The sequence below is a fragment of the Flavobacterium crocinum genome, assembly GCF_003122385.1.
In the GTDB taxonomy this organism is placed as follows: Bacteria; Bacteroidota; Bacteroidia; order Flavobacteriales; family Flavobacteriaceae; genus Flavobacterium; species Flavobacterium crocinum.
The window spans coordinates 2,561,446-2,584,412 of the sequence record NZ_CP029255.1 but is presented as its reverse complement, the minus strand read 5'-3'; the positions used below and the strand labels follow the sequence as shown (position 1 = coordinate 2,584,412).

Annotated in this window: 25 protein-coding genes and 1 tRNA gene; 6 read left to right on the top strand and 20 right to left on the bottom strand. The window is 36.6% G+C overall.

Annotated features, from left to right (window positions below; genetic code table 11):
- The 4 genes from ribB (at nt 1) to HYN56_RS11620 (ending at nt 3,362) form a co-directional block, all read left to right on the top strand.
- Complete coding sequence (gene ribB / locus HYN56_RS11635) at nt 1-1,134, top strand: 3,4-dihydroxy-2-butanone-4-phosphate synthase (protein ID WP_167398306.1); 1,134 nt, start codon at nt 1-3, stop codon at nt 1,132-1,134.
- 1 nt (nt 1,135) lies between these two features.
- Nucleotides 1,136-1,534 carry an acyl-CoA thioesterase gene (locus tag HYN56_RS11630; RefSeq protein ID WP_109192322.1) on the top strand — a complete coding sequence of 133 codons (399 nt, stop codon included), beginning with the start codon at nt 1,136-1,138 and terminating at the stop codon, nt 1,532-1,534.
- 151 nt (nt 1,535-1,685) lie between these two features.
- Nucleotides 1,686-1,770 (top strand) — tRNA-Ser (locus HYN56_RS11625).
- A 281-nt stretch (nt 1,771-2,051) separates the two neighbouring features.
- Nucleotides 2,052-3,362, top strand: a complete 1,311-nt coding sequence (locus HYN56_RS11620; protein ID WP_109192321.1) for a site-specific integrase — start codon at nt 2,052-2,054, stop codon at nt 3,360-3,362.
- Nucleotides 3,363-3,407: 45 nt separating this feature from the next.
- Here the strand turns inward: HYN56_RS11620 and HYN56_RS11615 are convergent, their stop codons facing one another.
- From HYN56_RS11615 to HYN56_RS11525, 18 genes are all read right to left on the bottom strand, one after another.
- Nucleotides 3,408-3,725, bottom strand: a complete 318-nt coding sequence (locus HYN56_RS11615) for a hypothetical protein (protein WP_240622692.1) — start codon at nt 3,723-3,725, stop codon at nt 3,408-3,410.
- Complete coding sequence (locus HYN56_RS11610) at nt 3,712-3,987, bottom strand: helix-turn-helix domain-containing protein (RefSeq protein WP_109192320.1); 276 nt, start codon at nt 3,985-3,987, stop codon at nt 3,712-3,714. Before HYN56_RS11610 ends, HYN56_RS11615 begins: the two co-directional genes overlap by 14 nt.
- Before the next feature lie 35 nt (nt 3,988-4,022).
- Nucleotides 4,023-4,325, bottom strand: a complete 303-nt coding sequence (locus HYN56_RS11605; RefSeq protein WP_109192319.1) for a hypothetical protein — start codon at nt 4,323-4,325, stop codon at nt 4,023-4,025.
- A gap of 4 nt (nt 4,326-4,329) precedes the next feature.
- Nucleotides 4,330-5,481, bottom strand: a complete 1,152-nt coding sequence (locus HYN56_RS11600) for a hypothetical protein (RefSeq protein ID WP_109192318.1) — start codon at nt 5,479-5,481, stop codon at nt 4,330-4,332.
- Between the two features lie 16 nt (nt 5,482-5,497).
- On the bottom strand, nt 5,498-6,361 hold the full coding sequence (gene traN / locus HYN56_RS11595; protein ID WP_109192317.1) for a conjugative transposon protein TraN: 864 nt from the start codon (nt 6,359-6,361) through the stop codon (nt 5,498-5,500).
- Nucleotides 6,362-6,373: 12 nt separating this feature from the next.
- Entirely contained in the window at nt 6,374-7,663 is a 1,290-nt protein-coding gene (gene traM, locus HYN56_RS11590) for a conjugative transposon protein TraM (protein ID WP_109192316.1), read from the bottom strand.
- Nucleotides 7,664-7,925: 262 nt separating this feature from the next.
- Entirely contained in the window at nt 7,926-8,546 is a 621-nt protein-coding gene (traK, locus tag HYN56_RS11580; protein ID WP_109192315.1) for a conjugative transposon protein TraK, read from the bottom strand.
- A gap of 12 nt (nt 8,547-8,558) precedes the next feature.
- The gene (gene traJ / locus HYN56_RS11575; RefSeq protein WP_109192314.1) at nt 8,559-9,770 is read right to left on the bottom strand and encodes a conjugative transposon protein TraJ; all 1,212 of its coding nucleotides are present in this window, start codon (nt 9,768-9,770) and stop codon (nt 8,559-8,561) included.
- A 3-nt stretch (nt 9,771-9,773) separates the two neighbouring features.
- Complete coding sequence (locus HYN56_RS11570) at nt 9,774-10,409, bottom strand: hypothetical protein (RefSeq protein ID WP_109192313.1); 636 nt, start codon at nt 10,407-10,409, stop codon at nt 9,774-9,776.
- An 11-nt stretch (nt 10,410-10,420) separates the two neighbouring features.
- Nucleotides 10,421-11,035, bottom strand: a complete 615-nt coding sequence (locus tag HYN56_RS11565; protein ID WP_109192312.1) for a hypothetical protein — start codon at nt 11,033-11,035, stop codon at nt 10,421-10,423.
- Between the two features lie 15 nt (nt 11,036-11,050).
- The gene (locus HYN56_RS11560; protein WP_109192311.1) at nt 11,051-11,734 is read right to left on the bottom strand and encodes a conjugal transfer protein TraI; all 684 of its coding nucleotides are present in this window, start codon (nt 11,732-11,734) and stop codon (nt 11,051-11,053) included.
- A 9-nt stretch (nt 11,735-11,743) separates the two neighbouring features.
- A complete protein-coding gene (locus tag HYN56_RS11555) occupies nt 11,744-14,215 on the bottom strand; it encodes a TraG family conjugative transposon ATPase (protein WP_109192310.1) in 2,472 nt (823 codons plus the stop codon).
- A gap of 32 nt (nt 14,216-14,247) precedes the next feature.
- Complete coding sequence (locus tag HYN56_RS11550) at nt 14,248-14,562, bottom strand: DUF4133 domain-containing protein (protein WP_109192309.1); 315 nt, start codon at nt 14,560-14,562, stop codon at nt 14,248-14,250.
- Nucleotides 14,563-14,574: 12 nt separating this feature from the next.
- On the bottom strand, nt 14,575-14,910 hold the full coding sequence (locus HYN56_RS11545) for a DUF4134 domain-containing protein (protein WP_109192308.1): 336 nt from the start codon (nt 14,908-14,910) through the stop codon (nt 14,575-14,577).
- Between the two features lie 128 nt (nt 14,911-15,038).
- Entirely contained in the window at nt 15,039-15,500 is a 462-nt protein-coding gene (locus HYN56_RS11540; RefSeq protein ID WP_109192307.1) for a hypothetical protein, read from the bottom strand.
- Between the two features lie 197 nt (nt 15,501-15,697).
- Complete coding sequence (locus HYN56_RS11535; protein ID WP_109192306.1) at nt 15,698-16,891, bottom strand: protein kinase family protein; 1,194 nt, start codon at nt 16,889-16,891, stop codon at nt 15,698-15,700.
- Between the two features lie 56 nt (nt 16,892-16,947).
- On the bottom strand, nt 16,948-17,817 hold the full coding sequence (locus tag HYN56_RS11530) for a helix-turn-helix domain-containing protein (protein ID WP_109192305.1): 870 nt from the start codon (nt 17,815-17,817) through the stop codon (nt 16,948-16,950).
- 334 nt (nt 17,818-18,151) lie between these two features.
- Nucleotides 18,152-18,760, bottom strand: coding sequence for a hypothetical protein (locus tag HYN56_RS11525; RefSeq protein ID WP_109192304.1), 609 nt, complete (start codon nt 18,758-18,760; stop codon nt 18,152-18,154).
- A 332-nt stretch (nt 18,761-19,092) separates the two neighbouring features.
- Between HYN56_RS11525 and HYN56_RS11520 the strand changes: the two genes are divergently transcribed.
- On the top strand, nt 19,093-20,766 hold the full coding sequence (locus tag HYN56_RS11520; RefSeq protein WP_109192303.1) for a helix-turn-helix domain-containing protein: 1,674 nt from the start codon (nt 19,093-19,095) through the stop codon (nt 20,764-20,766).
- Between the two features lie 76 nt (nt 20,767-20,842).
- Complete coding sequence (locus HYN56_RS11515; RefSeq protein WP_042565375.1) at nt 20,843-21,019, top strand: histone H1; 177 nt, start codon at nt 20,843-20,845, stop codon at nt 21,017-21,019.
- A 218-nt stretch (nt 21,020-21,237) separates the two neighbouring features.
- Here the strand turns inward: HYN56_RS11515 and HYN56_RS11510 are convergent, their stop codons facing one another.
- The gene (locus HYN56_RS11510) at nt 21,238-22,035 is read right to left on the bottom strand and encodes a hypothetical protein (RefSeq protein WP_109192302.1); all 798 of its coding nucleotides are present in this window, start codon (nt 22,033-22,035) and stop codon (nt 21,238-21,240) included.
- Nucleotides 22,036-22,363: 328 nt separating this feature from the next.
- Nucleotides 22,364-22,621 carry a helix-turn-helix domain-containing protein gene (locus HYN56_RS11505; RefSeq protein ID WP_109192301.1) on the bottom strand — a complete coding sequence of 86 codons (258 nt, stop codon included), beginning with the start codon at nt 22,619-22,621 and terminating at the stop codon, nt 22,364-22,366.
- Between the last annotated feature and the right edge of the window lie 346 nt (nt 22,622-22,967).

The following is a 22,967-nucleotide window of genomic DNA, read 5'->3' as shown; positions in this document are numbered from 1 at the left end:
ATGTCAACAACAAAAATACAACTGAACACCATTGAGGAAGCTATAGAAGATATTCGTCAAGGTAAAGTAATCATTGTAGTCGATGATGAAGATCGCGAAAATGAAGGTGATTTTTTAGCAGCAGCTGAAAAAACAACACCGGAAATGATCAACTTTATGGCTACACACGGACGTGGCTTGATCTGCACACCATTAACCGAAAGCCGTTGCAAAGAATTGGATCTTCGTGCCATGGTTACCAACAATACAGATCATATGGAAACTGCTTTTACCGTTTCCGTTGATTTAAAAGGGAATGGTGTTACAACCGGGATTTCTGCTGCAGACCGATCAAAAACTGTTCAGTCATTGATTGACCCTAATACAAAACCACACGATTTAGCTCGTCCCGGACATATTTTCCCTCTAATTGCCAAACAAGGTGGTGTTTTAAGAAGAACAGGACACACTGAAGCCGCTATTGACTTTGCACGTCTTGCAGGATTTAAACCTGCAGGTGTTATCTGCGAAATTCTGAACGAAGACGGAACAATGTCTCGTTTACCGGAATTAGTAAAAGTGGCTAAAAAATTTGATTTAAAATTAGTTTCTATTGAAGATTTGGTTGCCTACAGAATGCAGCACGACAGCTTAATTGTCAAAAAAGAAGACTTTGATATCGAGACTCGTTTTGGAACTTTCAGGTTAAGAGCTTACGAGCAGACAACTAACAAACAAATTCATATTGCCTTAACCAAAGGAACCTGGAATCTTGGAGAACCAATCTTAACAAGAATTCACTCTTCTCAGGTTAACAATGACTTACTGGGAACTTTGACCAATAATGCAGAACAGCAATTAGACGACATGTTCAAAGTAATTAACGAAAACGGAAAAGGCGCTGTTATTTTCATCAATCAGGACATGACGGCAGTTAATCTTCTAAATCGAATTTCAGAGCTTAAAACGCTTCAATCGCAAGGAACTTTAAAAGCTCCTAAAGTAATTATCGACAGTAAAGATTACGGAATCGGAGCGCAGATCCTACACGATATAGATATTTCTAAAATCAGATTAGTTTCAAATACAGAACAAACAAAACGTGTGGGTATGATTGGCTACGGACTTGAAATTACAGAATACGTTAATTATTAATATGGGAACAGTAGAAGAAAGAATTTTAAAATCGGAAACACGAATCTTTAAAGCTGTTTTCCCAAGCACAACCAACCATTATGACACTTTATTTGGAGGAACTGCTCTTCATTTAATGGACGAAGTTGCATTTATTTGTGCAACACGTTTCAGTCGCAAAAAAGTAGTTACAATTTCAACAGGTCAAATTGATTTTAAAAAAGCGATTCCGGCCGGAACTTTAATCGAATTAGTTGCAAAAGTTGACAGCGTTGGAAGAACCAGCTGTAAAATTCACGTTGATATTTTTATGGAACAGATGTATTCGGAACTTCGCGAAACAGTAGTTTCAGGAACTTTTTCGTTTGTTGCTGTTGATGAAAATAAAAAACCAACGCCAATTTTAGACGATTTGGATTAATTTCTCAAAAAAACTCATTTCCGGAAATACTGATAATTAGACACTTGAAAATTATCTTAAAAAACTTTAAAAAAAAGTTCGAAAAAAGTTTTGAGAACCAAAAAACCGTCTTATATTTGCACCCGCAATCAGGCAATGAGAGCAACATACTGGAGAAATGGCAGAGCGGTCGAATGCGGCAGTCTTGAAAACTGTTGACTGTAACAGGTCCGGGGGTTCGAATCCCTCTTTCTCCGCGGAGGCTTAAAAAAGAGACTTTTCAAAGTTTATAAAAAAGGCCAAAAAGAGCGGTAAACCCTGCAAATCAAATGATTTGCAGGGTTTTTTCTTTTATACCACTTTTCAATATTTATAAAATCGAACAAAAACTTTGTGGCACATTCGTGGCACACTCGGAAATTTCGAAAATGTGCCACAAAATTTCACCTTAAGCCTCGATACCAAAGGGGTTAAGCACGTTTACATCTTGTTTAAATGAGGTTATAATTCTACATTTACTAATCTAATAAGTTGAATTATGCTAGAGAACAGCTTTGGGTTGATATTCTTTTTGAAAGCATCCCGCAATGAGAGTAACATTAGAATTGTTTATTTCAGGATAACCGTTGACGGAATCCCGAAAGAAGCATCCACAAGACGGAAATGGGACAGCGAGCGCTGGAACCAGAAAACCGAGAGAGCAACAGGCACAAAAGAAGATGCAAAATCGCTAAACTTTTTTCTGGATTCACTCACTGCGAAAATCCATGAAATCAAATCCCAAATTATGTACACCGGAAAACCCATAACTTCCCAAAAGATTATGGATCATGTCATGGGAAGAATAACGCCCAGAGCAAGGGTGCTCGAAGAATTTCAAAAACACAATGATGAAATGAAAGCCCTGATTGGCAATGGATATACTGAAGCTACTCTGGAGAGATTCAATATCACTAAAAATCATGTAACGGCTTTCATAAAATTCAAATACAATACGAATGATTTTGAATTTGCTGATTTAAATTTTGAATTCATAAAAGACCTTGAGTTCTATCTTCGCACCGTAAGAAAATGCGCAAATAATACAACGCTTAAATACATTTCCAACTTCAAGAAAATTGTAATACGAGCCATCGATAAAGAAATTATTATTAAAGATCCATTTAAGAATTTTAAAGGAAAGAAAACTAAAATTGTAAAGAAGCCTATATCTGCAAAAGAATTGGCTGAACTGGAAAGACGCGAATTTTCGACTGACCGGCTTAATACCGTGCGCGATATTTTTGTTTTCCAGTGCTACACAGGACTTGCTTATATTGATGCATTTCAGCTCCGGAAAGCTGACATAAAAGATGGCGTTGACGGAAATCAGTGGATTCTATCTGAGAGGCAGAAGACAAATTCTACAGCAAGAATCCCGCTTCTTCCAAAGGCGATCGAAATTCTTGAAAAATACAAAGATCATCCGGTTTGCAATAAACGCGGAACTGTACTACCGGTTTCTTCTAATCAGAAAATGAATGAATACCTAAAGGAAATTGCGGCATTATGCGGTTTTCCTTTCACCCTTAACACACATATGGCACGCAGAACATTTGGAAGTACTGTAACATTGAACAATAACGTTCCCATTAATGTAGTAAAGGAAATGCTCGGACATTCATCAGTCAAACAGACTGAATCTTACGCTATCACAGAACAAGCTACCATAGGACGCGAAATGACACTGCTGAATAAAAAACTGAACCTTGAAAAAATTGAAATGTCACAGGAAGATTTGACGGCACTGATCAGACTTGAGAATGAATTAGAATTAATTAAAGAGAAATATAAGATACCAACCTCTTAGATTACAATCTCCAAAATAATTTGATACAAAAAGAAAGAGGTTATCTCAATTATGAGATAACCTCTCTTGATATAATTCAACTTCACTTCTATAACCCGGATGATAAGAAGGCATATACTTAATATAACCCAAATCCTGAAGCTGTTTGAAATATTTATGATAAGTGGGCAATGTGTTTATATGTGATAATGTCATAATCTTACTGCGGCTTACTTTTATCCTCTGCCTCTCTCCCTGCCTATATCCCAAAGTTAGAATTGCTGTTAAAATAGCCAAATGCCAAACGTTGAGCTGCGGATCATCCATATAAATAGATAAGCAATCTATAACTGGGTATTCCGTTACATTATTAATGTGACTCATCTTTGAAAAGTTTTAGCAGATCTTCTTTATTGTAGTAGTACGAGCCAAGAACTTTTTTGAAACGGACTTTTTGGCTTGTTCTAAGATTCTGAACTGAACCTGCTGAAATATCAAGCAGTTTTCTCACTGCCTTGCTTTTAAGCCATTCAGGTTCCAAAGTTTCTGTCCATCCTGAATCCTTATCCTTAAATAAAGCCTGTATTTTATCTACTAGAAGAAGACCAAACTGTCTCAGATCTTCCTTGGTTACAATTTCATTCATAGCACAATTTCATAAAATTATTAATTGCAGAATCTTTAGATGTCCGCATCAGCTGAAAACAAAAAATATACTTCACTTCCACGATTTTTTTTAAAAGATGGTCTATACTTTATATATCCGTACTGATGAAGTTCCTGGACACATTTATGATACGTATTTGCTGAAGAAACTTTAGCAATAACAATAATCTCCGCGCTGAATACAAAAATTGGGTTAATAAAGCCCTTAACGGATCTAAATTGTAATAGAGCTGCATAAATGGCAATATGCATTGGACTAATCCGGTAATCATTCTCTATTGCGGTGAAAAAATCCGATAGAGGCTTTAAAGTTTCCATAATTTTAAAGTGAAGGCGATCTTCTTTTCTTTAATTTATTATCTTTCCTCCCAGCATCACCTTCATCTGAATCTGGATTTTGTTTTTGATCTTTAGATACTGATTCTTTTTGAGATTCAGCCTTTTTTTCTTCCTTGCTCTCTCGATGATTAATTCTTTGTAAATTTTCATCGTAAACATTAACAGTCTTGAACTGGGGATTTGCCTCCACAAACATTTTACTTTCAGTACCGCCGACAACAAAAGTCGCCGACTGAAGGTTTCCTTTCTTTAGCGAATTCAAAAGGTCTTCTTTATACTTCGGAGTATTCAGTTCCTTGATTGAATGTTTTGCCAGACTTGCTTCCAAATCATACCCATAATTCTGATGGTATTGGTTCAGCTTAAAATTACCATTGTCAGATTGTTTAAAGTCGATTTTCAGCCAGCAATTATAGCTCTCCCCTTCTTTGTTTTTAAGATCTTTATTGACAGATCTGCCTTCCATCAAATTATAAGCCTCTTTCATTGTAATGCTGGCGCTGTCTTTGTTGATGTAGAAGGTCTGTTCCAGACCAGGTTTGTTTTCTTCTTTCTGAAGATTGACATGATAGGAATTAAAAAAGTACATATCTGTCTGCTCAGACCTTTTGAAATTTAATTCTACAGTTAAGGTATCCTTATTTGGCAGACCATTGTTCATAATGCCGGTGTGCATAATTTTAAAATCCTTATCTCCCTTCATTATGTTCTCTCGCAGTTCAGCATCGAACGTTTCTCCAAATCCAGTATATTTTAACTGGTCTTTCAGGTATTCTAAATTTTTCTCATTCATTGCGTTTTCATTTAAATTATTTTCTAAAATTTCACTCCTATCTATTTCCCTTTTGGCAAATCCAGTAAGTTCTATTGCTTCATTTTCGGAAGTATCTGCCCCGCTATTCAAAACTGCTCGCAAGTCGTCAATAACTGATTCAATCGGCAGGCTCTGAAAATAATTCGCATCATTGGTCATAACCAGACAGTACTCCTTCGCATCCAAATGATTTCTAAAAAACTCAATTGTGTAGGTATCAGTTACCTCTTCTGTATTAAAGGCAGCAAACCGATGGCCGTTATATGCCATTTCCTCGGCAAACGACAGCATCATTTCAGTATCAGCAAGATTGATTATCATAGAATTATTTTAAAACTTAAAAAGTGTCAATACTGAATTCTATAATCGGAAGTACCTTATCAGTCAGATTATTATTAATATCCACTTCCAAATGTCTTCCGCCATTTTTTTCAATCATCTGAAGCGTCAGATACTTATTCTCAGGTATAGTAAATTTCTCCAGCGCATAAACTTTTATTATTTCAGATTTATAAGGAATTACAGAAGACGATGAAGTTGCATACAAAGGCTCCAATTCAATTTCCTGTGAGGCAGTTCGTTTTGATTTTCTCTTATCCCTGATAAAAAAACGAAACTGATCAATATCGTAGTTAATCTTTGATTTGTTTTCAAAAACAACACGCAGATACAAAACATTCTGCTGGATAAAAATGCCGTTCACCTCTAGTCTGATCTGATACTTTGATTTTTTTAGACCACTGATTTTTTTCTTTTTGGAATATGCAGCCAAAGCACACTGTTCAATTCTTTTCTGATTTTCGTTTTCTAAAGAAAACAGCACATCCCTGCTTGCAGCCACTGCATTTTCAGCCTTAAAATTTAAGTCAGGGCAGGAATCGTCATAATTCAGTACAAAAACGTACAATTTCCCGTCAGAAGTTACAACTGTCAGATTGGTCTGTAAAAAATGCTCTTTAGCCGCTTTTACAAGTAGTATATTCTCAACTCCTTTTGCTTTCTGTACTAGCACTTCTACACTTCCTTTATCTATGCTCTTGATTGTATAAGGAAAAATAATACTTGTGGTTTTAGAAAAACCTACTTGTAGATTTTTATACTGGTCTTGGTAAAAGACAGTTTCCCTTGCGTTTGACTGCGGATTAACTGACACACAAACCAGCAGCACGCTGATTAAAAACAAATAATTCGCTCTTTTCATATTTTCTCTCTTTTAAGGTTTTAAATTCTTTTGTTTTTCATCATACAGCAGCACCTGATACCCTGCCTTTACAACCACTTTTATGAGTTTTACCTTTTTGCTCATCAGACTTTTGGCTGCCTCGATGCCCATACCTGCGGCCTGTGCACCCCAAGAATCCGAAATCCCGGTAAGACCGAGTGTCTGAATGGATCTGTCAGCTGATGCCTTAGCCACATCCCTGTTAATCGCTCCGGGAATATAGATGCCGTCAATCCCGTCCATGTCATAGACTGCCAGCTCGACGGGAAATATCGAATTATTGTACTGGATGTTTGTGATTTTTACCTCCAGCCTCTCCCCTTTTAAAGCCGCAATACCATACAGAAAAGTATTTCTGGGTATCATTGTTCCTTGGAGAAAAATATCATTCGTAAGTCTTAATTTAACCATCGAGCCATTGACAATAGTCTGCGTCTGATGAACAACTGCTTCAATAGAATTTTGTATTTCCTCAGCAGGCTGTGCTTCGTCCAGAGAATAAAATTCATTTGTTTTCAAAGAGGTCTGCAAATCGACATTCCGATGAAGTGAACTTATGTTATTCTCTGCTTCTTTTTTCTGCACTGAATATATTTTGCCTTTTTTGCTCTCAGATGTTTGTTTAAGCCTTTCCTGCACGCGCTGCGGATGCTGTATATCCAAAATATTTTCCAGCATACCGCCTAATTGCTGAAGTTCCGGATCAGGTTCCTGAGGCGTGCTCATTGTCGACATTAGCCCTTCAAGTTTTTTAATCTCTTCCGATTCTCCACTAGAAGTGCCGTAATTTTCAAATTCCCTCATGTCCTGACCGTAAGCAGGGACAGCAGGCTGGCTGATTATGTTTTCAAGAGCCCTGAGCTTCTCATAAACTTTCTGTTCATTGCGGTCCTGAAATGACTGAGAATTAAAAGCTGATCTGTTTTTTGGAAGCATGCGGGATTCAAAATCACTTGTGGAAAAAGAATCTGCCTTATCTTCCGAGACTTTATTATCAATATAGTTAGGATCTTTTTTTATCTGCTCTCGCAGTTTTATCGAATCAACTGCCGCCTGATCGTAATAGCTCATCTTATCCAGTGCTGAATCTTCTTTAAATTTAGGCAGTGGCAGATTAAAATTGAATCCTTTCCTTTCATCGTTCCCTGCCATCTTGGATTCCATTCTTCCGCCGCCTAATGAATAAAATAAGAATGTCAAAAAGGGAAATGTTATAAGAGGCAGCATTAAAAGCATCTTTCTCTTTTTAGATTCCTTTGGAGATAATGTTTTCTCTTGCATAATTTTAGTTTTTTAAATTGATTGTCTTAATTTTTGAAGCTGTTGAAACCTCAGCTTGTTTATAAAATGTCCTATACAGGTTATAAATTAAATAACCCGATGTTAAAACCGTAAAGAACAGAAGTCCCCAGATCAGTTTTGTTTTAGAGAGCCCATCTGTGACGCTCTTCATTTTTTCTGCCCATCTTTTCTGCAATAGCAGATAATACTTGTGATACACAAAAGGCTCAGTCTGTCTTGTAAAAAAGGATTTCATAAATCTCTATTTTCTGGTTTCTGCTGAAATATCTTTGTTTTCAATCGTATTAAACCGCTCGATAAGAAAACCATGCGGATTATTATCGCTTCTTGATACATTGCGAAGCGCACCTTCTGTAAGCAGGCTTCTTTTTAAAATACTGGTAGTACGGATAATGTTCTGTCCGGCATAACATCTAAAACGGTAGGGATATTCACGGATATCAATGCTCACACTGTCAATCTGGATGGTCTGACTGATATTTCCTGATATAATACCCGAATAAAAATTGTTTTCCTTCAGGTCATCATAAATCCGTTTTGCACTGTCGTCTGCCAGATATAGCGCTTTTGTAATATTGGTTTTAATCACCTTATCATCAGGATCAAGGGTAAAGAAAAACTTGTGAAAGGTTTTTACATGGTCCCTTGCTTCAACAGCAATATTATCTTTTCTTTCCGAAGCGTAAGCTTCCACGGCTTTGCCGTTTGCCAGAATATATACTTTATCCTGCATATGGCTCACTGTCTGGAAACCTTTATAGACAGCATAGCAGCTTATTATGATGCAGCCTGCAATTACAAGCATCGTGAAACCTCTCACATATCTAAATGCCGTATCAATGTTTTTCATTTTGGTAAACATATGCTCCTGTTATTAAGTCTGTTTAGAATTTCCTTTTAGCCTGTCATTCATATAGTTTCCCTTATCAGTAAAATAAGGACTGCTTCCTGCTGTCGCAGCCATGCTGCTTGTCATTCTCCGATCCGCATCTCCCATCGCATCAGCAGCCATTCCAACCGCATTTGAAGAGGTTCTCATAACAGAACTGGCTGAATTTCCAAACATGCTTGTCACCTTATGACCCAGGGCTCCTCCTCCGCCTGCATGAACTATATAATTGGCAACAGAAGGCACCGTAAAATAGCCTATGATGCCTATTATCATGAAAATTAAATATGACATATCGGTCCTGCTGAAAAAAGTGTCACCTGTAGCCTGCACCTGCGAGAGGTCCAGCTTGAGCATGAGCTCCTGAATCTTTCCGATTATGCTTCCGAATATATTGGCAACAGGAAGCCAGAGGTAAATATTGATATATCGGGCAAGCCAGACAGTGAGCGTGTGCTGGAAACCGTCAAATACTGCGATTCCAAATACCAGCGGACCTAAAATGGAAAGCACCACCAGCTGAAATGTCCGAAGGGTGTCAATGCATAAGGCGGCAGCTTCAAACAAAACCCTCAGCACCTCGCTCAGCCATTCCTTGACCGAATTTCGAAAACTGTAAGAAGCTTTTTCCATCGCAAATTTGACATCATTGCCTATGCCTGCGAGCATGCTCTCATCCGATGGATCAGCACCGTCATGCGTATACTTATACCATCTGTCACGATCACCCGTACCTGTAGTCCCGACATACATCTTCCATGGATCGGTTTCTTTAATTGCTTTTTCTTTCTCTTTAAGCAGAACAGCAACTGCATTGTTAGAGCCTGTTACCATAGCAGCAGTAGCTGTAACAGTTGGTTTCATAACCCCATTGATAAGAGCCAGCACCGAAGGAAAAATCATAATGCAGAATCCAATAACAAAAGGACGGAAGAGCGGATAAAAATCAATCGGCTCGGCGCTTGCTATATGCCTCCACACGCGTGAGGCGATGTACCATATAGTTCCAAAGCCTGCTATTCCCTGCCCTACTGCTATAAGATTAGAACACAATGGCATCATTTCATCATAAAGCTGGTCTAAAACCCCATGAAGACTGTCCATCTCATCATCTAGTCCCTGCGCTGTTATTCTGTAAGGAAGCAGTAATATGATAAGCATCACACAAACTGCTTTTTTGTTTAATAAACATTTCATACTCTACTCTTTAAATTCCTGAAAACTCTTTGAGACATAAACATCATTTTTCTCTTTTGATCTCTGAATAGCCAGCACGTTCGATGAGGCATTAAAGTTTCTGAGAAAAAGCAGTTTATCCTGCATCTGCTCATAGATATCGTCAACTGCCTTAAGTCTTTCATCGTCCGACATCCTAAGCTTATCAGCTGTTATGACCATAGTAAGTTCATCGAGATTTCGAAGGCTCTGATTAAGCAGATTTCCATAAACTTTCTCAAAGTAATTTATTTCCTGTCCGCTGAAATTTCCGCTTTTTATAAATCGGTTCATTCCGTTGCGGCTTTCCTTTACTATTGAAATCTGATATTCCACTATCTCTCCTACCTTTTTGTAATTCCTCACCGCTGGACTTACCTGCATAAGTGCATCTAGAAAAGTTTTATGAAGGCTGAAGTTTCCTTCAGTCATATCTTTCACCGTTTTGTATCCACCTGAAAGCAGCTCATACCCCTTTTTCATATCACTGAGAATTTTCTTGAACTGGGATAGCTTTTCGATATTCAAAATCAGCTGCTGAATTTCTGCTGACTGCCCCATTGATTTAACTGGAATCATTAACAAAGTGATCAATATTGTCAAAATCAAAATCTTTTTCATAGTAGCTTAATTTATAATCCATATAATTCATCAACATTCTTAGAATCCTTTTTATCGGCAGATTTTGAAACCGACAGCAGTCTGGCATCCCTGCTGAAAGAAAGACAGAAATTATAATCCTCCAGCATAGTTTTGTGCAGAAGATCAATGCGCTCAAGCCTCTGGTCATCTTTTAGCTCTAGTTCTGCATCGGTGGTAATAACAAGCAGCTGGTCAAGAGTCTGGCTGCAGTTCTGAAGAAGTTTCCCAAAAGACCTCTCTATATAGTCCAGTTCATTACCATGAAACAAATCAGCAGTTTTAAGATCTGACAAAGTCTTTCTACAGAGTTTCATTATTTTAAACTGCATGGAAATGATCTCAACAGTTTTATAATAATTCCGAACCTTTGGATTGATTTTTAAAAGTGAAGTAAAATAGTCACCATGCAGGTTGACTTCACCTTTTCTCGCATCCCCAATAAAATTGAGTCCCTTTGATACTGCCGAATATCCTTTCTTTGCATAGTCAATATAAACCTGAAGTGCCGCTATTTGAAGGATTAGTTCCTTCCTCTGCTTTGCCTGCCCGCTCATACTTTGATTAAAAACACAGAGCGCTACTAGTAGTACAGCTATCTTTTTCATGTTTTTTTTATTGAATTATGGAATTCCGTAAAATTGTTTCACTTGGTTTACATCTGCTTCTGTTTTGGCCCTCTGAAGACTCAGCAGTATGTTCTGCTGGTTAAACATTGTAAGGTCGTCGTAGTTCCCATCAATCTGATCAGCAGCCTTGTTGATGATTTCCAGACGTTTGAGATCGCTCATCTGGGTGGCAAAAGAATCCAGAATCAAAAAAATCTGGTCGATATTCTTCACACTTTCCTCTAGTATTCCTGTATAAACGCGCTCCATATACTGGATTTCGCTGTCTTTAAAATGAGTATCCTGCTTGAAAAGATTCCAGGCTCTTTCATATTCCTGAACAAGCTGTGTCTGCTTTTTGGTAATCTCTTTTATCCTCTGGTAGTAGGTGATAATTGACTTGACTTTTGCCAGCTCTTCATAGTAGCCTTTGTAAAGATCTTTTTGTTTCTGGGTCCAGTCCGAGATCTCATCGAGCTTCAATTTGGAAAGTACATTCTCCACCTGCTTCTGTGCATTCTGAAGCCAGATCGTTTTATTCTGCAGTTTCTGGATTCTAAGATCGATTGCTTTGATTACCTTCTTAGTTACTGCTTTTACAATTTCCAATATCGGGAGTGCCGCAACTTTTTCCGCAGGTCTTGCCGAGGTGCCCACTAGCAACAGGCAGACCATCAAGAGTATTAATTTCTTTTTCATTATTCCTTTTCATTTAATTCCATTTCTCATATCCTGAGCCATTGCGGCTATTCCTTTCTTTATGTCCCCGCCAAACTTCTTCGCATAGGCATTCATTTTCACTTTCTCGCTTTCCTCTGTTGTATAAGCTAAGTATTCCTCCAGCGAAACTTCGGTTCTGTAGACCTTTGAAAGCATCCCTCCCAAGGAGATAAACACTTCTTTGTATTTCCTGGCTGGATCATTGGCTTTATTTACAGAAAGTACAAGTGCCTTTTCTTTGTCTGTAAGTCCCAGCAGCTCCTGAATCTGGTTAAACTTATTTTGATATTTGCTCTGGTCCAGAAGGATCTTGCAGTCGCTGTTGTTGATAATGGCCTGCTTGACCACTGGTGAAGAAATAATATCCTCCACCTCCTGAGTTACCACTATCGCTTCCCCGAAGAATTTACGCACGGTCTTAAAAAGATACTTAATGTAATCTGCAAAACCCTCCTTCATCAGTGCTTTCCATGCTTCCTCAATAAGTATCATTTTTCGGATACCCTTAAGTTTTCTCATCTTGTTTATAAAAACTTCCATTATTATGATGGTCACTACTGGAAAAAGAATCGGATGATCTTTAATATTATCCAGCTCGAAGACAATAAACCTTTCTTTTAGAAGATCCAGATTTTCTGTCGCGTTCAGCAAATAATCAAACTCGCCTCCCTTGTAATATGGCCTGAGCACATAGAGAAAGTTATTCACATCAAAGTCCTTCTCCTTTACTTTATCGCCTTCTAAAATCGAGATAAAATCCTCTTTCAGGAAATCATAGAAGCTGTTGAAACAGGGAAATATCTTTGAGTTTATATCCAATTTCTCGTAATACAGCTGCAGGGCATTTGAGAGTGCTACATACTCGCTCCGGTTAAAGGTTTCGTCGTCTTTTTTCCATAGTGCAAGCAGAAGCGTTTTAATGCTCTCTTTTTTCTCCGTATCCAGACTGTCTCCTTCTGAAATATAAAATGGGTTAAAACGAATGGGATTCTTTTCATCGTAAGTAAAATAATAACCGTTTACCATATCGCAGAGCCCTTTATAGCTGTGCCCAACATCCACCAGCACAATATGCGTTCCCTGCTCGTAATAGCTTCTTACCATATGATTGGTAAAAAAGGACTTGCCGCTGCCCGAAGGTCCCAATATAAACTTATTGCGATTGGTGCAGATTCCCATCTTAACAGGCTCATCGCTGATATCAACATGAACTGGTTTTCCTGTCAGCCTGTCTCCCAGCCTGATACCGCAGGGACTCAGTGAAGATTTATATCCCGTTTCCATATTCAGAAAGCATACCGCCTGTTCGGTAAAGGTGTCGAAGGTGTCATTCATGGGAAAGTCCGCTGCATTTCCCGCCATTCCAGCCCAATAGATCTGAGGAGCTCCGACTGTTTCATGCTTCGCTGCCGCATCCATCTGGGCAAGAGCTGATGACACTTTGTTTTTAATCTCTTTCAGGTCTTCCTTATCCGTGCTCCAGGCCAGTACATTAAAATGGGCTTTAACCGGAAGCCTCTGCTGTGATACTGCCTCGTTCAGGAAATCATTCGTCGCATCCCTGCCAATCATATTCTCCCGGCTGTAGGCAGAGAGTGACTGCAGTCTGAGTCGCTTGCTTTCCAGCTTTTGGATGGTTTTCTGTGCGTCTTCAATGAAGATATACTGATTATAAATATGATTACAGGATAAAAGTTGACCAAGAGTTGAAGCAAAACCAATGCTGAATTTGGTCTTATCGGTCGAATAGCGGTCAAAATTAATTCTTGATCCGCATAATCCGGGCAGATCAGCTGCATCACCAAGTGTAAACAATTGGCAGTGTTTATCCCCTACTGCTAATCCTTCGTCAAACCTGATATCCTTAAATACGAATGAATTTTCCTGCTCTGATAAAAAACAGTACTTTTCCACCAGCCCAATTCTTCTGCTCTCGCTTCTAAGCAATTCATTTTGCAGACGGTCCAGCTTTATAAATCCGCTGTCTTCCATAATCCTTTTAAACTGTCCGCAGGTATCTGCAAAATCCTGCAGAAGCTGGGGTTTTAAGGTTTCCTCGGGTACTATAGAACTTCTAAGCAGATTAGAAAACAATGAGGTTCCATTTCTTCTTCCCGCTGGTTTCTTGGTCAGCATGATATAGCAGGAATGATCCAGAAAAGGTCTTTCGTTAAAGAAACGCTCGCTGCTTCTGGTCAGAAAACTGCTGTCTTCACTTGAAAAATCAGCTTTATAAGCACTTTCTAAAAACCAGTCCTGTTTATGGAAAACACAAAACTTCGGCAGCACCTTTAACGCCTTTATCCATGACTGGTGGAAAGCTTCATACTCCTGATCTGACAGCGTAAAAATCTCAGGCAGTTCTGCCTTAAAAACTATAGTTACATCGCCCTGTTTTGACAAAATACAATCATGCTCCACTGCCATAACCGGCAGCAGATCTTCCATCCTCTTCTCCATCCTTTCTTCATTATGTTATTAACGTTCTGTGACTATATCTTCATAAAAACTGCTCTGCTGTAAACTTTAATCCACTTAGGAATCTGTTTTTTAGCCAGAGCCTTCATCATTCCGTATTCACCGTAAGTATTACTCATTCTGTATATTTTAAAAACAAGAAAACCTCCCGCCGTTCCAACAAAACCAATGCATATCAAGGAAGGAATTCCAATTATATACAGGACAGCAAACAGAATCATAAGACCTACGACACCTCCGCCCAAATACCAGATGTACTGCGCTTTAAGTCCCTTAAATTCTATACTCTGATTGATTCCTTTATTGATCGAATAAACGCTGTTACTCATCTTCTCTATCGTTTAAACCCCGAAAAAGGATTTAATGACAGTAGCGACTACCACCAGAAACACACAGCTTCCAAACCAGGCTGCTGCCACTTTTCCGGTATCAGGATCTCCGGCATTCCATTTCTGGTATACTTTTACTGCCCCTATCAGCCCGAGGATCGCTCCTACCGCATACATTAATTCAGTGCCGGCATCAAAGTAGCTTCTCACTTTCTGGTTGGCTTCATTAATTCCCGCCACACCATCCTGGCTGTAAATAACATTACTAACCAGAATCATCAGGAGCGACGATCCCATAGCTTTAAATCTTCTCAAAAGACTTTTTAATTTCCATCTGCATTTTTTCATCACAAATCATTTTTAAAGTTATTCTTTAATAAAAAGAAGAGGAATACCGCCGTTGCTGCTCTATTTTTCCTGTCACATAAAGCCATACCGCACCAGAGAGAACGGGGAATATTCCTCCTCTGAATTTTTTAAAATACCGGTCCTTCCCAGAGACTGTCTGCTTCGCTGAGCGTTAAAAGCAGATTGGGATGCTTTTGAGATTCAAAGACCATTAGTTGGTTAATGTTTTCTCTGAGTGAGGAAATTTTGATATAAGGATATTCATCCAGAAGCATTCGCAGGTAGTTTTGAAACTGCTGCTTTGTTAGTTGTTTTTCTGCGCTTTCTTTAACAGCTTCTTTAATACGCTGAGATAGATTTTCCGCATCTTCCAGGGTATCAAAAGATTTCGGAAATGAATCGGAAATCGATTTTATTTCCTGTAAATTTTTAGAAGTTTTTTTTAGAAATGGTATTTGCAGTTTCTTTTCACCTGATAAGATTTTTTTTAAATCACGACTTTGAAATTTCAGTAAGATTATTAGATACCAGAAAATTATAGCAATACCAGCCGCGGTCAGATAACTGCCCCATGAAATATTTGTAAACATAGCTCCTCATTTTATCGTTCAACATTTTATCTCCTCTATGAAAATCACCACCAGTTAAATGGGGATGGGATTTATTCTACAAGTCAAAGGAACAATTAGTATGAGTTTTCTACAAGTACAACTTTTCTGTACCCTTCTTGTACCCTTTCAGAATACCCGAATTTAAAGGGTTGTCAGATTATACACGACAATAAAATCTAATACGTTTTTATTTTGCGGATTATTTTCTCAAGACTTTCAATAGCAATTTCCTTATCACGCTCTTCCGCACTATATGATTTGCTTCTGACCGACTGGTAAGAAAGATTTCTCTTTACTGGAGTAGAGAGATAAGGCACTATACTTTTAAATATGTAGTTCATAGACTTGGCTTTAATAATTCTCGCCTCATCTGTCGCCCTTAAAATAAGTCCAATCTGATCTCCTGAAAGTATACATTCAAGTTTTGAATCTGCCTGCTCTACAAATTCACTTCCGACAGAAGCGTCAATCTGTTCCTGCAGTAGAATTGCAGCCTTTTTTTCAGCAAATTTGATTTCGCTGGAGAACCAGTATTCCAAAAATGAAATGAGATTCTGTTGAGATGGATTAAAGGTTAATTTTAAATCTGCATTTATTGCAGATAGTTTCTTGCAGAAGTATAGCAGCTTTTCAAGTCTTTCAGATAAATTCTCAAAACCTTCTAAATACCTGCCTATTCTAGTAACCAGTCTCTCGGTATATTCTCCGGAATTAAAATTCATTCTTATAAGCACAAGATCAAGATTTGAAAAACCTTCTGATTCCGTAACTGGATAATTTAATTTTTCAAGTTCAATGATTATCTCTCTATAATACAAAATCTGTCGATAGGTATACTTACTCTTTCTGCTGTTTTGAAGTGGCGCAGCAAGAAGATTAACAACAAATTCCAATTCTGGATCATTCTCCTCAGTATTTTCTTTTTTTTTAATCACATTTTTTAAAACTTCAAGGGTCTCTTTTTTCCAAATTGAAAAATAGCTGTAGGACACCCTTTGGTCCAAACTCATGAAGGACGAATATCTGATTTCTACAAATGACAGCAAATCATCCAGCGAACTAACGATCAGGTCAAATATTCTAAAAAATTCAGGAGAATTGAATTTTTCGATCTTTCTTATTTCTACTACCATGTCAATTAAAAAAACCAATGAAGAATGATATTTTCTTATAAGAAGTCTAATCTGCCTTTTACTTTTCAGCTCGAAAAAAGAATCTTTAATATGAATTTTAATTTTTTTTGATTCAGATACTATTGTTTTACTCAAATTCTCCAATTCATATTCCGATACTTTTACAGAAGAATTATCAGTATCAAATGAATTTATAATCAACGAATCAAACCATTCCAAAGGATACATTTTAATCATCGTCTTATCGTTTTAATTAAACAATCTTTGGCAGAATAAGGAGCTATTTTGGCACCTTACTTTTTATTAGAACGAAATTCGGTTGGCAGCATACCGGTATGTCTTTTAAAAAATACGCCAAAGTTTTCAGCGCTGCTGAATTCTAATTCATCGGCAATATTAGCCACGGAATAGCTTGAGTCCGTAAGAAGATTTTTTGAAACATTGATAAGAGCTTCAATTATAAAGGCTTTCGCTGTTTTACCTGTGCTTTCTTTTACCATCTTATTCAAATGTCCTGGAGTGATAAATAAAGCTCCTGCATAAAACTGAACATGATGCTGTTTTCTCAAATGAATTGATAATAGAGTAAGAAATTGTATTACAATGCTCTCCCTTCTTGAAAAGTCAAGATTTAAGTCGGGTTTATATTTCGAATGTATAAACTTGAGTTCATATATAAATAAATTAAAGCATATCCGGCGCAGCTTAGTAATTACTTCCGGTTTGTCATTGCTGTTCTGCAATACATACATTAATTTATAAATAAGTGACAAAACTTTAAAATCCGTTTCATGAAGACTAATCTTACGATCTGATTTTAACATTAGAAAACTAAAAGCATCCAAAAGCTCTTTCTCATAACAATTATTAAATGCAAAATCAAAATTTGTCCTTACAAGATAAAGCTGGATATTTTCCGTCGCTTCAAGCCTGGTGCAAATGGAATTAAATGGTATTACCAATAAATCTTTCCGATTAACTATATTGGTTTCGTCATGAAATCTGATATTCATTTTACCACTTTTGATTAAAAGCACTGAAAAATTTGAAACGGGAAATGGGACTGGTACAATATTTTTTGCCCTATAGTCTGTAATGTACACTACATCAATACCATCATTTTCAATGCTTTTAATCTCAGTATTTAAGATTTCTCTAATCATTTTTGCTATTTTAGTTTAAATCACCTTTTAGATTTCATCCTTGAAAAAATATTCCATCCATGTAAAAAACTGGAAATATAAATTAGACAAACAGCAGACGTATAAGATATAGGCCGTTAATCTCGGACTCTCAATTATATTGTCCTGGTAAAGTACGTACCGAACCAGCTGATCAGCAGCAAAAAGCTTCATTATAAAATAAAGGCTGCAGAGATTAAAAAGGAACAATAAAATATAAAACAAAGCTCTCTTTTTCATAAATCAGATAGATTAGAAAATTATTAATCAACTATATTAAAGTAGAAAGTGATTCAACTTCAATCACGTCGTTACATCATTGATGACTGGTACTCCTACTAGTGGTGGATGTCTCCCAATCTCTGTCCTTTCTGTCCTTTTCGCTAAATAAAACTGCTTCTGAAATTGAGGAAATTGATAAAATGGATTCCTTTTCATCTGCTAAAAGTGTTGAATCCTGTCTCTTTGAAATCTCATATTGAATTATAAAATCATCCACAATGTGGTACTGCTGGCCGCGAAGATTTCCGAGATTGACTATATATCCTTTTAGATCAAGTTTCAATGATGATCCCAGTGTACTTTCATTAACAATTATAAATAATGTTGAGACAGGATCCTCCGTGGAAGAAATTGTATCTAAAGCAGAACTGCTTTTCTCAAAAGTCTTTAGTTCATTTCGCCCAGGTTGGGCTTTTAATACTGAAATGATCTTTTCTTTTAATTGGGCAGGAACTAGAAGTACGTAATCTCCCGCCTGAACTTCCTTAAAGTTTTCCTCTAAAGCAGAACCATTTTTAAAATCTGCAGTTTTCTCTTTGCTGATTGCTTGGCCGGAAACCAATCTTAAATCAGAATTGTCAAAATCGTCTTTTGAACATGAACCTAAAAAAATAATTAAACCAGTTAATAGTAAATTTTTCATAATGCAAAATGGTTTGGTTAATTGAGAACTTGTCTCAGTCCATTTTACCCGGGCCAGCAGAACTTTTGCTCAGTACTTTACTGAATCTTTTGCTGTTGAATTCAAGGCAAATCTAGAGCGCAAAAAACCATTAATCAAGACCATGTGTGTGGGTTTTCGGAAAATCCACTATTGATTTCCATGAAATCGATAAAGTATTTTTCCTACATTATTACACTGTTTTCCAAATATTTACAGTATTTTTGATTGCTTCTCACAGCCCGTTTCCGCATTTTTAAATATTAATCTGTTTATGCTTTTCCCAAGGTGTAAGCTTAAAGTTTCCATGTATTATGAAATGTACATTACCTGTCTTGCTGTTTTTATTTTTAGTCCATTCATTAAATGCGCAGAAGATTTCAAAATCAGTTCCCGATTCTCTTCTTTTTAAAACATATACCTATTTGGATGATAGGATTTATGAATACAAAAATGATAGTCTGAAAGCAGCTCCTTATTTATTTGCCTATTTAAAGAAAGCCAGAAAGGAGAAGAATTATGAAGAGACAGTGAATGCTTATCAAAACATACTGCATCAGTCTCCAATGAATCTTCGCTTGAAATATGCTGACAGTATGGTATTCGCAGCAGAAAAATCAAAAAGCGATGAGCTGATCGGCTCGGCTAATCTATCGAAAGGGATCGTCTATTACAGCCAAAAAAATTATGTGAAAGCATATGACTATTACATTAAGGCAAACGAAAGCATTTCCAAAACTGAAAATGATTATTTGATCTACAAAACCAAATATCATATTGCGCAGATCAAATATTATCTCGGCTTTTATGATGAGGCCATTTCACTCTTTAATGAATGCCTTGCATATTTTAAAAAAAATCAGGCTCGCCCTTATTTGAATTCACTGCATTCATTAAGTGTCTGCTATAATAAGGTTGGCGATTACAGCAGATGTTCCCAGACTAATACGTTAGGGCTTGCAGAATGTGAACGGCTGAAAATTCCTGAAATGGAATTGTTTTTTAAACATTCGGAAGGAATCAACCAGTTCTTCCTAAATAACTATCATACTTCCATCCAAATGCTTCAGGAGGTCATACCTCAGCTGAACAGCATGACAGAATTTGCCAACGTATCAATTGCAAATTTTTATATAGGAAAAAACTATTGGAAACTTCAGCTTCCTGCAAAAGCAGTGCCCTACTTCAAAAAAGTGGAAAAAGCATTTATTGAGAAAGGCTACATCCGTCCGGATTTAAGGGAAGTCTTTGAATTAATGATCAAATATTACAAGAAGGAAAATAATCTGAAATCCCAGCTTTATTACATGGACCAGCTTTTAAAAGCGGACTCTGTATTAACAGATGCAAATACGTATTTAATGGGAAAAATCCATAAGCAGTATGACACGAAGGAAATTCTGTTGGAAAAAGAAAAAATACAGCAGCAGCTTGTAAAGGAGAAATATTACGACGTTATTCTGATCAGCGTGGTTGTCGTTCTGTTCTCCGCTGTCATTTACGGGACCTATAACCACTTTGAAACCAAAAAGCGCAATAAGGCCAAATTTGATCTTCTTCTGGAAAAAAATGAAAAGAGCAACATACAGAAACAGTCACCCGATAAATTCGAGATAACCGATATTTCGCACGAGACTGTACAGCAGATAATAAGACACCTTGAAAAATTTGAAAGGGATAAAAAATTCCTGCACAAAGAGGCTACACTAGCAACCTTGACTGTACGATTTAATACAAACAGCAAATACCTCTCAAAAGTGATATACCATCGCAGCGGCAAGCGTTTTGCCGATTATATCAATGACCTAAAAATTGACTATCTCGTGGAGCTGCTGCGAAACACGAGCTTGCATAGAAATTACTCCATTGGCTCCCTGGCTGAGGAAGCCGGTTTTACTTCCACTCCCCGATTCACCAATGCATTCCACTCCAGAACAGGAATTTCGGTCAGTTATTTCCTTAAGGAATTGAAAAAAGAGAATTCGTGAGAATATTTTATTAGCAATACCGTTTTCAATTAAGGCAAAATTTTACTTTTGCCCACTTAATTAAAAAATTGTACAAATGAAAGACCTAGTTGCAAAAATCAACGCTGAAATCGAAACGTTTAAAACAGAATCTGAAGCTGTAGCTGAAAAAGGAGTTAAAGCTGCCGGGGCTAGAGCAAGAAAATCATCACTGGAAATTGAAAAACTTTTAAAAGAGTTCAGAAAAGTTTCTATAGAAGAGTCTAAGAAATAATTTTTCACACTCTTACTTAAATAAAAGGAGAAAATGGGGTTTCACTCCCCATTTTTTTATTCTTATTGTCTGGCAGCTTATCCCGCTTTCGCTGCAATCTTTTTGGCATAGCCCTTGCCAAAAAGGATTTCTGCTTCAATCGGGGCTGGAGAGAAACATACTGATATATATAAGAATAGAACTAATGTAACAATATTTGTATCTGATATCTGTAGTTTTTATTTAAATCCGAATAATTCCGTCTCTTGAAAATCAATTATTCCTTGATTGCGAAGTATTTCAGTATATGCATCTATCCTTGTTGCTATTAATCTGTTTCTATTTGTTATTGACCACTCATTCATAATTCCAATTAATTTGGGTTCGCTTTTTAAATCAAAATTATTGATATACCATAGCCCACATCCGCTAATTCCAAACAAATTAGGCCCATAACTAATCGATTTAGATTTCAGATTGGGAGTATTTTGTCGGTCATATTCTACAATTAAATTTAAATATTCATTTCTTTTTAGTTTCCTATACTCGTTTATATGCACACATTTTGTGATACCAATAAACGGAATTGAGTGAAAAGAATTTCTTGAATGTGATTTTTTTGACCAGCTGCTTGGATATCCAAAAACTATGTAACTCATAAAATCAATCGAAGAATGATTAATCTCTATATCTGAACTATCAAGAAAAGAATAATCAATGCTTAAATCTTTTACAGAATGATTGTCCAAAATTAAAATTGCCACATCTAATTCATCAGACTTTCGATCTTTTTTCGGATTATTTTTAATGATCCTTCCGCCAGGTTTTATTAATGTTTTGCCTTCTTTAATTGGGATGAATAACTTTTCAAAATCATCAAAAACGTGAGCTGCAGAGAATAGGAAATATTTCGTTCCAATTTTTACAAAAACACCTGTTCCATGCTGCTTGTAAGAATCCAGATCTTTAAAAAGTGTACAAGTGAAATTCCTAATGTTTGGAAGACTTTTTATATATTTTTCTGCAATTTCGTTCATTTCGTGAATTTTAAAATTTCAGATAATTTTCTAGTACCTGCAGCTTGTTTGAGACTAAATTAATACCTGTTTTCAGATTTTCTACTTGATTGATAGCGAATAGACCAACTTAATCATCTCAAATAAAAAAGTTGCTTTTATATATGCCTGTTACTAAAAATACAGTTATTTCCCTAGTACAAAAACATTCAAACAAAACCGCTTTTGTATTATTGTACCGGTTCCCATAATCTGAAGCATTAGTTAGCTGTAAAGTAACTCTTCACAAGTAAAAAGTTTACTGTATAAATGCCTGTTGTAATTTTTAGTTGAAAATAAAAAAAGATGCCTAAGCATCCTTATTAAATTTTTCATCATCAAAAAAATCTTTCAATGTTATATCTAACATTTTACAGAATTTTTGAATTGAATATATTGTAACTCCTCTTTTATTTTTTATGCTTTCCCATCTATTAATAACTTGGCGATCAATATGGTGTTTTTGAGCAAAATCTGTTTGTGAAAGCCCAGTTTTTAAACGTAAAAACTGAATCCTTTCTGCTATTTTTATTTGTAGTATAGTATCTTCGGTTGTCAATTCTGCCATACTGCAATTTTGCTAAATTCTTATAATATTCTGTAAACCACTTGGATTACAAATAATATTTACTATCTTTGAATAATATTTAATCTATAATTCGAAATAATAGATTTTCATTTATTAAATTTGCGATTCTTCATAAAAAAAATTGAAGCATTCGCTTTGAATCTCGTATCAAAAAACTGGCGTTTTACATACCACGAGAGGATAAGTAAGATGCTCACGTCATATGGCGTGGGCTCACTTATTTGTGGTAGGGTGCCGCCAGTGCCTTTGATACGATAAGTTGAGTTCCGCGCCTTTTTTATGCTCAAAATTCTCTTAAAATTCTTAGCAAATCAGACTTCTATTT